Origin of the sequence: Cellulomonas massiliensis JC225, assembly GCF_000312005.1 — a bacterium.
In the GTDB taxonomy this organism is placed as follows: Bacteria; Actinomycetota; Actinomycetes; order Actinomycetales; family Cellulomonadaceae; genus Cellulomonas; species Cellulomonas massiliensis.
On record NZ_HE978588.1, the window covers coordinates 146,065 to 156,634 of the forward strand.

The 10,570-nt window shown below is 74.0% G+C and carries 13 protein-coding genes; 5 read left to right on the forward strand and 8 right to left on the reverse strand.

Features of this window, described 5'->3' with window-relative positions:
- Positions 1-156: 156 nt before the first annotated feature.
- On the reverse strand, positions 157-504 hold the full coding sequence (locus HGCM_RS00690; protein ID WP_019134977.1) for a TraR/DksA family transcriptional regulator: 348 nt from the start codon (positions 502-504) through the stop codon (positions 157-159).
- Positions 501-1,004 (reverse strand): CGNR zinc finger domain-containing protein, encoded by a 504-nt coding sequence (locus HGCM_RS20210; protein WP_019134978.1) that lies wholly within the window; start codon positions 1,002-1,004, stop codon positions 501-503. The genes HGCM_RS00690 and HGCM_RS20210 overlap by 4 nt, the downstream gene beginning before the upstream one ends.
- Positions 1,005-1,051: 47 nt before the next feature.
- Here HGCM_RS20210 and HGCM_RS00700 point away from each other — a divergent pair, with 47 nt between their 5' ends.
- Positions 1,052-1,747 (forward strand): hemerythrin domain-containing protein, encoded by a 696-nt coding sequence (locus tag HGCM_RS00700; RefSeq protein ID WP_019134979.1) that lies wholly within the window; start codon positions 1,052-1,054, stop codon positions 1,745-1,747.
- A 20-nt stretch (positions 1,748-1,767) separates the two neighbouring features.
- On the opposite strand, the gene HGCM_RS00705 is transcribed toward HGCM_RS00700, so the two are convergent.
- Positions 1,768-2,436, reverse strand: a complete 669-nt coding sequence (locus HGCM_RS00705; protein ID WP_026075158.1) for a TetR/AcrR family transcriptional regulator C-terminal domain-containing protein — start codon at positions 2,434-2,436, stop codon at positions 1,768-1,770.
- A gap of 69 nt (positions 2,437-2,505) precedes the next feature.
- On the opposite strand from HGCM_RS00705, the gene HGCM_RS00710 reads away from it, so the two are divergent.
- Positions 2,506-3,147 (forward strand): DUF4386 domain-containing protein, encoded by a 642-nt coding sequence (locus HGCM_RS00710; protein ID WP_019134981.1) that lies wholly within the window; start codon positions 2,506-2,508, stop codon positions 3,145-3,147.
- A 192-nt stretch (positions 3,148-3,339) separates the two neighbouring features.
- Positions 3,340-3,882, forward strand: coding sequence for a PAS domain-containing protein (locus HGCM_RS00715; protein ID WP_019134982.1), 543 nt, complete (start codon positions 3,340-3,342; stop codon positions 3,880-3,882).
- A gap of 33 nt (positions 3,883-3,915) precedes the next feature.
- On the opposite strand, the gene HGCM_RS00720 is transcribed toward HGCM_RS00715, so the two are convergent.
- Positions 3,916-4,782 (reverse strand): AraC family transcriptional regulator, encoded by an 867-nt coding sequence (locus HGCM_RS00720; RefSeq protein ID WP_019134983.1) that lies wholly within the window; start codon positions 4,780-4,782, stop codon positions 3,916-3,918.
- Between the two features lie 192 nt (positions 4,783-4,974).
- Here HGCM_RS00720 and HGCM_RS00725 point away from each other — a divergent pair, with 192 nt between their 5' ends.
- Both HGCM_RS00725 and HGCM_RS16255 read left to right on the forward strand, forming a co-directional pair.
- Positions 4,975-5,682 carry a hypothetical protein gene (locus HGCM_RS00725; protein WP_019134984.1) on the forward strand — a complete coding sequence of 236 codons (708 nt, stop codon included), beginning with the start codon at positions 4,975-4,977 and terminating at the stop codon, positions 5,680-5,682.
- A 114-nt stretch (positions 5,683-5,796) separates the two neighbouring features.
- Entirely contained in the window at positions 5,797-6,393 is a 597-nt protein-coding gene (locus HGCM_RS16255) for a DUF8817 family protein (protein WP_019134985.1), read from the forward strand.
- A gap of 112 nt (positions 6,394-6,505) precedes the next feature.
- On the opposite strand, the gene HGCM_RS00735 is transcribed toward HGCM_RS16255, so the two are convergent.
- The 4 genes from HGCM_RS00735 to HGCM_RS00750 are packed head-to-tail and all read right to left on the reverse strand — an operon-like array spanning position 6,506 to position 10,343.
- The gene (locus tag HGCM_RS00735; protein ID WP_051016104.1) at positions 6,506-6,808 is read right to left on the reverse strand and encodes a hypothetical protein; all 303 of its coding nucleotides are present in this window, start codon (positions 6,806-6,808) and stop codon (positions 6,506-6,508) included.
- A 28-nt stretch (positions 6,809-6,836) separates the two neighbouring features.
- Positions 6,837-7,913, reverse strand: a complete 1,077-nt coding sequence (gene ychF / locus HGCM_RS00740; RefSeq protein WP_019134987.1) for a redox-regulated ATPase YchF — start codon at positions 7,911-7,913, stop codon at positions 6,837-6,839.
- Positions 7,914-7,944: 31 nt separating this feature from the next.
- On the reverse strand, positions 7,945-9,507 hold the full coding sequence (locus HGCM_RS00745) for a hypothetical protein (RefSeq protein ID WP_019134988.1): 1,563 nt from the start codon (positions 9,505-9,507) through the stop codon (positions 7,945-7,947).
- On the reverse strand, positions 9,483-10,343 hold the full coding sequence (locus HGCM_RS00750; protein ID WP_019134989.1) for an ABC transporter ATP-binding protein: 861 nt from the start codon (positions 10,341-10,343) through the stop codon (positions 9,483-9,485). Before HGCM_RS00750 ends, HGCM_RS00745 begins: the two co-directional genes overlap by 25 nt.
- Between the last annotated feature and the right edge of the window lie 227 nt (positions 10,344-10,570).

Sequence of the window (10,570 nt, forward strand, 5' to 3'; positions counted from 1 at the left end):
CGCCCGAGGGGCACCGCACGAGTGGTTGGGTGATCGGGACCCTAGTCCGCGCTCCGGCTCATCGGCAGCCCCCGGCGCGACTCGCGACAGATCGTTACCGGAACGGTACTCACCGGTAGCAATCGGGCCCGGTCGGGGCTTGCCCCGCTCACCCGCTTATGCGCGGCACGTCGTGCACGTCGTGGCGGACGGTCGCGCCTCGAGCCGCTCGGGCAGGATGGCGCGCCCACACACGCGGCAGGTCCCGTAGGTGCCCTCGTCGAGTCGCCGCAGCGCGGCGTCGACCTCCTCCAGACGCTGCTGCGCCGAGCGGGCCAGCGCGTCCACCTGCGCGCGCTCGAACGCGATGGTCGCGCCCTCGGGGTCGTGCTCGTCGTCGGCGTTGCTGCCCCGCGAGGCGTCGACGACGGCGTCGTGGTCCGCGCGCAGCGCCGCGAGCTGCGCGAGGAGCTCGCGGCGCAGGCCGTCCAGCCGACGGCGGGTGCCGTCGTCGGCGCTCGTCACGCGCGACCCCGGGCGCGGTAGGCGCGGGCCTTCATGACGTCGCCGCACTCCCCCATCGAGCACCAGCGGCCCGACCGGTTGCGCGAGGCGTCGTAGTAGACCCACTGGCAGTCCGGGTTGGCGCACGCCTTGAGCCGCTGCAGCCGCCCGGAGCGGTGCTCCTCGAGCACGTCCGCGAGCAGACCCGCCACGTCGTCCGCCGCTGCGAGGCGGGGCCCGTCGGTGCCGACGCGCAGGACGAGCGGACGCCGCGCCGCGAACGCGTCGAGGGCGTCGGGCCGGCCGTCCACGACGAACGCGCGCAGCGCGTCGCGCGCCTCGCGGACCTCGCGGGGCGCCGCCCCGGCCGCCCCAGCGCGCAGGCGGTCGACGCCGTGGAAGCGGTCGTCCGTGTTGAGCAGCGCCCGCAGCCGCTCGAGGCGCCCGGGGGCGACGCCGGGCTCGACGCCCGGTTCGATCCACTGCTCGAGGGTGTTGACCGGCGGCACGGCACCCACCATAGTCGTCACCACTGTTTCCCGTTGACTAGTGACGCAAGGATGCCGAGATGACCGCCCCCACCGCCGCCCGCCACCGCTCCGCCGAGGTCGATCGCCCCGGGTGCGACACCTCCGACATGCTGACGATCCACGCGCTGTTTCGCCGTGCGTTCACGGATGCCCCCGTGCTGGTCCGCGGCGTCGAGGACGGCGACACCGCGCGGGCGGCCGTCGTCGCCGCCCACGTCGGGGAGGTCGCGGAGGCCCTGCACCACCACCACGAGACCGAGGACGAGCTGCTGTGGGACCGCCTGGAGCAGCGCGCGCCCGCCTGCGCCCTGCACGTCGGGCGGATGCGCGCCCAGCACGCCGCGACCGCCGCCCAGCTCGGCACCCTCGACGCCACGCTCGACGCGTGGGAGCGCGACGCGAGCGCCGACGCCCGCGACCGGCTCGCCGCTGCGCTGGACGACGTGCGCGACACGCTGCTCACGCACCTCGGCGACGAGGAGGGCGCGATCCTCCCGACCGCGTCGACCGTCATGACGCCGCGCGAGTGGGGCGCGCTGCACGAGCGCGGCATGGCCGCCGTGCCACGCGAGCGCCTGCTCCTGCAGCTCGGCTGGATCCTCGAGGTGGTGCCGCCCGAGGAGCGCGCCGGCTGGCTCCGCACGAACCTGCCCGCGCCCGCCCGGCTGCTGTGGCGCCTCGTCGGCCGCCGGCGGTTCGCCGCGCATCGCGCCCTCGTCTACGGGACCGCCTGACCTCGGCGGCCGAGCGCGGGTCAGGGGACGGAGCTCCATCCCTGGTCGTGCAACCGGGCGAACCCGTCGATCAGGAGGTCGAGGGCGAAGGCGAACTCCGCGTCGTCGTCGCACTCCGCGCCCGCGTGCGGGGCGGTCGTCGCCATCCGCACGATCGCGGGGTACGCGGCGGTGAACGCCGACAGGGCGCGCGCGCGGAGCTCCGGGTCCTCGGGGACGGCAGGGGTCGGCAGCACGTCGCGCGTGATGCCCCACATCCGGGTGCTCAGCGCGTGCATGGCGTGATGCACGAGGTCCGCCGACAGGCCGCCGTCGAACATGATCGCCATGAGCGAGTCCATGTAGGCCAGCACCGTGGGGCTCGCCGTCGTCCGCGTCTCGATCGCGGCCTGCGCCCACGGGTGCGCACCCATCACCGCGCGGGCGGAGCCGATGCGGGCGCGCAGCGCCTCCTGCCAGGTCAGGTCCGCCGCCGGCACGGCGATGCCTGCCACGAGCCGGTCGAGCAGGCCGTCGATCAGCTCCTCCCGGTTCGCGACGTGCTTGTACAACGCCATCGCGGTGACCCCGAGCGCGTCCGCGACCCGCCGCATGCTGGTCGCCTCGAGGCCCACCTGGTCGGCCACCGCGGCCGCCGCATCCAGGACCCGCTCGCGATCGAGGGGCCGACGGGCCGCGGCGCTTGACACGTGTACAGCGTATACCTACGGTGTGAGCGCGTCGGTGTACGGCGTATACCCGCTCCTCGGAGGACCGCCATGACCCGCCGCTCCCGCGCCTACGCCCGCACCGCCGGCATCCTGTACCTCGTCACGCACGTCACCTCCGTCGCGGCGGTGGCGGCGTACGCCGCGGACGCCCTGGCGGTGGGCGTCGCCCTCGAGCTGGTCCTCGCCGGCGGCTGCCTCGGCACCGGCATCCTCCTCTGGCTGCTGCTGCGCCCGTTCGGGCCGGCGCGCGCGGCGACCTTCGCCGGGCTGCGCGCGCTCGAGGCCGCCGTCGTCGCCGCAGGCACCCTCCCCATGCTCGCGCTGCTCTGGACGACCGCGTCCGGACCGACGGCGGAGGCCCTCACGGCGCTCCACACCGCCGCGTTCCTCGTCGGGCAGGGCCTGGTGATCAGTGTGAACACGGTCGTCCTGGGCTGGCTCCTGCTCGACGCTCGCGTCGTCCCCCGCGCGCTGGCCGCGCTCGGGATCGTCGGCGGGGCGCTGGTGCTGGCGAGCAACTCGGCGCAGCTGTTCGGCCTGATCCCGCAGGGGGGGACGGTCGCCGGCCTGTGCGCCGTGCCCGTCTTCGCGTTCGAGATCTGGTTCGCGATCCGCCTCGTCGCGGTGGGCCTGCGTCCCCGCACCGCGACCCCTGCGCTCCGCGAGACGGCCGTCGCCGCCGGCCGGTGAGCGGCACGGCCCGCCGGCGCGGGTGGACCGACGCTGGGCGTAGGGTCGAACCGTTCGTCGGCGGCCACGTCGACCGGCCCAGCCGGTGGCGACCACCCGGATCGCCGGACGGGCGCGTGGAGGGCACGGCAGGTCGTCGTTCGCCGTGTCGATGGCTCGATCGTGCGAGTGGACGGGATGGGGTGACGTGGGTTGCGTCCTGCCGACGTCGCTCTCCGGGGCATCACCAGCAGCACCGCGTTCCGGGCCAGCGCCGCCCCGTACCTGGTGCTCGGCGGCGAGCTCCGCATCTGCGCCGCCAACGTCGCGTACGAGCGGGCCACGCACCACCGCAGCTCCGACATGCTGCGCGAGTTCATGTTCGACGTCTTCCCGGACAACCCCGCGACGCCGGAGGCGCGCAGCGTGGAGCGCCTGGCGGCGTCGTTCGAACGTGCCCTGCGCCGCGGCGAGCCCGACCGGATGGCGCTGCAGCGTTACGACGTCCCCGCCGCCTCGTACGGGTTCGTGCAGAAGAGCTGGCTCCCGGTGAACTCTCCGATCCGCGACGCCGACGGCAGGACGATCGGGATCCTGCACCACGTCGAGGACGTCACCCGGATGGTGGCGACGACCGGGCTCGAGCTCGACCTGGCCACGCGGCGGCTGGGTCCCCGCGGGACCCCCGTCGGCGGCGGCCTGGTCGATGCCCGCAGGGCGCCTCGTCCGGGCCCCGCGGCCCTGCCCAGGCGCTGAGCCACCGGTCCGCGCAGAGCGAGGCGGGGCGCGTCACGCGCGCTCGACGGGGAACCACAGCTCGCACGTCGCCGTGCTGAAGTCCTCGGCGCGGTCGAGCACGGCGACGATCGACGGCCCCGGGCGCAGCCGCCACGGGTTCGACGGGAACCACTCGGCCGCCGACGCGGCGTACGTCGCCTGGAGTGCGGCGGGGTGCGGTCCCGAGCTGCGAAAGACGACCCACGTGCCAGCGGCCACGTGGATCACGTCGAGGTCGGGGGGCACGTCGTCCTCTGCCTCGACCGCGACGCCGTGCAGGTAGGTCAGCTCGCCGCCCTCCACGTAGTCAGGGTCGACATCGGCACTGACCTGCAGCAGGCCGCGTGGCTCCGCCCGGCTGAGCGACTTGAGGCGCCCGTGCTCCTCGGGCGGCAGCGACGCGATGTGCTGCTGGATGTGCGGGTTCACGCCGTGGTGGATCAACGGCACACGGGCGGCGTGCCCGACCAGGCGGACGGCGGGTCGTTCGACGATGCGGGCGTCCATGGCGGAGCTCCCTTCGACGGTCAGGCGGAACCTCAGGGTGGGTTGGGCTCGAAGGGGGCCACCGTTGCGACGGACCTCACCATGGCTGACGCCGTGCACGGACCGGAACGCCCGCCCGAAGGCCTCGACAGATCCGTACCCGTAGCGGACGGCCACCGTCAGCAGGTCCTCGCCGCCGATGACGTCCGAGGCCGCGACGGTCATCCGCCGGCGGCGCACGTACTCCGAGACCGGCATCCCCGCGAGCGCCGAGAACATCCGGCGCGCGTGGTAGCCCGTCGTCCCCATCGAGGCGGCGAGCGCCTCGACGTCGATCTCGTCGCCGAGGCGACGCTCGATCTCGTCGACGAGGCGGTTGAGGATCTCGATCACGTGGTGGCTCCCTTCGCGATCCACTGTCGTTCCGCTCGCGTGGCTCGCGCCCGATCATCGCGGTCCGATCCTGTCGGCAGCGCTGTGTCCCTGGACGACGCCCGACACGCGAGGGGCCCGACCGATCACGAGGACCGAGGGCGGTCCGACGGCGCACCTCGCCCGGCGTGCTCGATCCGCCAGAGTTGAACCATGCCGTCCATCACCGAGCGCGCGGCGACGGCCGCCGCCACCACGTCCACGCACGTCTTGCGTGACCTGGCGAGTGACAGCGCGCCGATGGTGCGCGCAGCGGTCGCCCGGAACCCGGTCGCATCGACCGCGATTCTCGCGCGGCTGGCTGCCGACCCGAGCTCGCGCGTGCGGCTCGCCGTCGCCGAGAACCCGAGTCCCGTGGCCGGGCTGGTCGCCCTCCGGTCGCCCGACCCGGATACACGAGGCCTCGCCGCCCAGCGCAGCGATCTCGGTGCAGAAGGCGTGCACCTCGCCCTCGCCGACGCGGTGCCGTCAGTTCGCGAGTACCTCGCCGTAGCGACTCAGGACGTACAGGTGGCTGCGGTGCTGGCCGCGGACCCGCACCCCGCAGTGCGTGCCGCGATCGTCCTGAACCCCGTGCTCAGCGCCGCGCACGTCGAGACGTTGGCATCCGACCCGATCGCGCGCGTCCGCGCGACGGCGGCCGCGTCCCGCAGGGTTCGGCCAGCGACGCTCACGCGACTCGCAGCGGACCGCTCGGCCGAGGTGCGTTGGTCGGTGCTCGTCCACAACCCGGAGCGGCTCGACCTCGCGCGCATGATCGCCGAGGACAGGAACGAGACGATCGCGTCCCAGGCCAGGTCTCAGCTCGAGCGACCGCGGGAGTTCACGCGCGTCCTCGGGGACATCGACCTCGTCCAGTAGGTCACGACGATCGGCCGGACCTCCTGGAGCAGCGGGAGGTCGAAGCGGAGCTCCGCCGCACGCCGCACGGAGCGACGTCTGGTCGCCGACCCGCACCGAACCTAGGTTGCTTCCATGCCTCGTCCGCAGACGATCCCCTTGCTGCCGTGCGCCGACATCGACGAGATCGAGCCGTTCTTCGCCGCCTTGGGATTCCGCACCACCTACCGCCAGCATCGCCCGTACGCGTGCCTCGCCCTCAGCGGTCACGGGTTCGACCTGCAGTACTACGGCTTGGAGGGGCACTCGCCGGAGTCCTCGCACAGCTCGTGCCTGGTCATCGTCGACGACACCAGCCGGTTCTGGGAGGCGTTCGCATCCGGACTCCGCGAGGCCTACGGCCGGGTGCCGGTCGCGGGGTTCCCCCGCATCACCCGGCCGCGCCCTCGGAAGAACGCCGCCGGCCTCACCGGCTTCAGCCTGGTCGACCCGGCTGGGAACTGGATCCGCTTCTTCAACCGCGACCTCACCACGCCGACCCAGCCCGCCGAGCTCAGCCGGCTCGGCGAGGCCGTCCTCAACGCCGTCGTCCTCGCAGACAGCAAGGGGGACGAGGCCCAGGCCACCAAGGTCCTGCACGGTGCCTTGAGGCGCGCACCGGCCGACGATCCCTCGCTCGCGGAAGCGCAAGACTTCCTGGCCGAGCTCCGGGCGCGGCAGGGCGACGGCTGACGCGGGCAGCGTCCGATCATCGGTGGACGATCCTGCTCGCGGGCTCGACCCTCAGACTCGTCGAGGACTGCCCCTCCGGATGACCCATGGTCGCGTGCGAGGCGTGCGGGGGTCAGCCGTTCTCACGGCCCGGGAGCGGTGCACCGTCCAGGAACGCCGTGTAGGCGTCCTTCGCGTCGTCGTCGACGACTGCCACGCCCGGCCCGTAACGCAGGTCGGTGCGGTCCCGTTTCGGTCCGGACAACCAGAAGGTCTCATCCGTGTCGACGTCGTAGAAGTTGGCGTCGAAGCTCTGGAAGCGTCGAAGCTCGCGCCCGTGGAACCTCGCCGTGTTCCACGACCGGGTGAAGTCGACCCAGCCGATCCACGACGGCCCGCGATCGATGTCGTAGCCCGTCTTCAGCTGGACGAACATCAATCGCCGCGCCACGGTTGCGTCGCGCCTAGACGTTGAACCGGAACTCGACCACGTCGCCGTCGGCCATGACGTAGTCCTTGCCCTCGATGCGGGCCTTGCCCGCCGAGCGGGCCGCGGCGACGGAGCCGGCCTCGACGAGGTCGTCGAACGAGATGACCTCCGCCTTGATGAAGCCCTTCTGGAAGTCCGTGTGGATGACGCCGGCCGCCTGCGGGGCGGTCCAGCCCTGCCGGATCGTCCAGGCGCGCGCCTCCTTGGGGCCGGCCGTCAGGTAGGTCTGCAGCCCGAGGGTGTGGAAGCCCACCCGGGCGAGCTGGTCCAGGCCGGCCTCGGCCTGGCCGTTCTCGGCGAGCATCTCGGCTGCCTCGTCGGGCTCCAGCTCCACGAGCTCGGACTCGAACTTCGCGTCGAGGAAGATCGCGTCGGCCGGGGCGACCAGCGCGCGCAGCTCGTCCTGCATCGCGGTGTCCGCGAGGCCCTCGTCGTCGGTGTTGAAGACGTAGATGAACGGCTTGCTCGTCATGAGCTGCAGCGCCTTGACGTGCTCGTCGTCGCCGAGGCCGGCGGCGAACAGCGTCCGCCCCTCCTCCAGCACCGCGAGGGCGCGCTTCGCGGCGTCGAGCACCTCGGGGGCCGTCTTCTTGCCGCGGACCTCCTTCTCGAGGCGCGGGACGGCGTTCTCGAGGGTCTGCAGGTCGGCGAGCACCAGCTCGGTCGTGATGACCTCGATGTCGTCCTTCGGCTGGACGGCGCCCGCCACGTGCACGACGTCGGGGTCGCTGAACGCCCGCGTCACCTGGCAGATCGCGTCGGCCTCGCGGATGTTGGCGAGGAACTTGTTGCCCAGGCCCTCACCCTCGCTGGCGCCCTTGACGATGCCCGCGATGTCGACGAACGACACGGTCGCCGGGACGATGCGCTCGGAGCCGAACAGGTCGGCCAGCTGCTGCAGGCGCGGGTCGGGCAGCGGGACGACGCCGACGTTGGGCTCGATCGTCGCGAACGGGTAGTTCGCCGCGAGCACCTGCGCACGGGTCAGCGCGTTGAAGAGGGTGGACTTGCCGACGTTGGGCAGGCCGACGATGCCGATCGTGAGAGCCACGGGCGACGAGTCTACGGGGCCGCGCGAGGGCTCAGGTGAAGCTCGTCATCCGGCGCTGCAGGTCGGGACCGGTGCGGTCCAGCGCCGCCCCGCCGACCCGGACGCCGAGCGCGAGCACCACGGCGCCGAGCAGCACGCCGACGACGAGGGCCAGCACGCCCACCGCCGGCGGTGCGCCGTCGCGCAGCGCGAGCACCGCGAGCACGGCGGTCGGGGCGACGAGGACGACGACGCTCGCCGTCCCGGCGAGCTGCGAGCCGATCGACGCCATCGAGGCGCCCTGCTTCGACTGGAACGGGTTCTCCCCCGGCAGCTGCACCGGGTACACGACCAGCGCGGAGAGCACGCTCGCGACGCCGTACGAGGTCAGCAGCACCCCCAGCGAGAGCCCGAGCACGGGCACCACGACGGACGGCCGGGCGCTCGCCAGCGACGTCCCGACCGCGAGCGCCACGACGAGCGGAAGCCCGAACGACGCCGAGGCCAGCAGCCGCCCGGCCCGGTCGGTCGTGCCGCGCACCGGTGCGGCCAGGTGCGTCCAGAACGCGGTCCCGTCGAACGCGACGTCGGCCGAGATCCCCCACGCGACGAGGTAGGCGACGGCCGGACCCGCGAGGAGCGCGAGGCGGCCCTCGTCGCCGGGGTCGACGAACCACAGGACGACGACCACGACCGGCACCACGACGAGCGAGACGGCGTACCGGGGGTCGCGGACCCAGTAGGTGAGGCACCGCGCGACGACGGCGCCGAGGGGCGTCGCCGGCAGCCGCCCGAACGCCCCGAGGCCGCGCGCCCGGCCGCCCGCCTGCTCGTGGGCGGGGTTCACCAGCGCGTGCGCGAGCGAGCGGTCCCAGAGCCAGGCCGCCCCGGCGAGCGCGACGAGCGCGACGAGGACGCGGCCGAGCGCGTCGGCCCAGTGCCCCGCGACCACGTCCGACGGGACGGCCCACGGCGCGCCGAGCGGGGTCCACGCCACGACCTCGGCGATCTTCTCCGCGTCGACCGAGACCTCGAGCTGCGAGAAGCCCCACAGCGCCGGGCCGAGCAGCAGGAACGGCAGCGCCACGACGAGGATCATCACCTCGCGCGCCCGCCGCCTCGCCAGCACGCGGGCCATCGCGGTGGTGACGGCGCGGCTGCCGGTGACGGCCAGGGCGAGGCCGATCGGCGCCGCCAGGAGGCCGGCGACGAGCGCGGCCGGGTGGTGCCACCACACCACGGCCGTCGAGAGCGTGGCCACCGCGGTGATGACGCCGGGCACGCCGACGACCGCGGCGACGGCCATCCCCAGCAGCAGCGTGCGGCGCCGGATCGCGAAGGTCACGAACCGCAGGGGGTCGAGCGTCGAGTCCACGCCGAACACCAGCAGGGGCACGAGCCACCACCCGAGGACGATCACGGCCCCGAGCAGCACGGTCGACGTGCGCTGCACCATGGGCGCCTCGAAGCTCAGCGCCACCATCCCGCCGACGAAGACGACGAGCAGGCCGGCGCCGTACAGCGACGCGAGCACGATCCCGACGACCTGCAGCGCGCTGCGGCGCAGGCCGTTGCGCAGCAGCGTGAGCTTCAGTCGGACGAGCTGCGCAACCACGCGAGCCCCTCCCCGCTGACCCGCCCGCCGACGAGCTCGACGAACCGCTCCTCGAGCGAGCGCCCCGCGCGCACCTCGTCGACCGTGCCCGCGGCGAGGACGCGCCCGCCGGCGATCACCGCGACGTGGTCGCACATGCGCTGCACCAGGTCCATGACGTGCGACGACACGATCACGGTTCCCCCGCCCGCGACGAACGCGGCGAGGATCTCGCGGATGTTGGCGGCGGAGACGGGGTCCACGGCCTCGAACGGCTCGTCGAGCACCAGCACGCGCGGGGCGTGCACCAGGGCGCACGCCAGCGCGATCTTCTTCGTCATGCCGGCGGAGTAGTCGACGACGAGGGTGTTCCGGTCGGCGACGAGGTCGAGGGCGCCCAGCAGGTCCGCCGTGCGGGCGGCGACGGTCTCCCGGTCCAGGCCCTGCAGCAGGCCCGCGTAGGTGATGAGCTGCTCGCCCGAGAGCCGGTCGAACAGCCGCACGCCGTCCGGCAGCACCCCGAGCATGCCCTTGACCCGCACCGGGTCGGCCCACAGGTCGTGGCCGCGGACGAGCACCGTGCCGGCGTCGGGACGCAGCAGGCCCGTCGCCATCGACAGCGTCGTGGTCTTGCCGGCTCCGTTCGGTCCGACGAGCCCGTAGAACGAGCCGGGCGGCACGACGAGGTCGACACCGGCGACCGCCACCTTCGCGCCGAACCGACGCCAGAGCCCGCGCACCTCGAGCGCGGCGGGCGCGGCGTCCGGCGCCGCGGGGGCCGTGGGCACCCGCGCCGCGAGGGTGGGGTCGACGCCGGCGTCGACGCCCGGGCCGGGGGCGGTGGGGTGCTCCTGCATCGCGTCAGCATAGGAAACGCGCAGCCGGGGACGGCTCGTGGGACCCCGGAGGCCTCCGTCGTCCCCCCGTTCGGCCCACCGGGCGGCGCGGCGCGGCCCCTGCGGGCGTGTCGGACGCCGTGTCGGACGCGGCTGGCAGGCTCGCCGCATGGACGTCCTCCTCGCCGCCCTCGCCGGCCTCGTCGTCGGGGCCCTCGTCGCGGGCACGCTCGCCTGGGCCGCGGCCC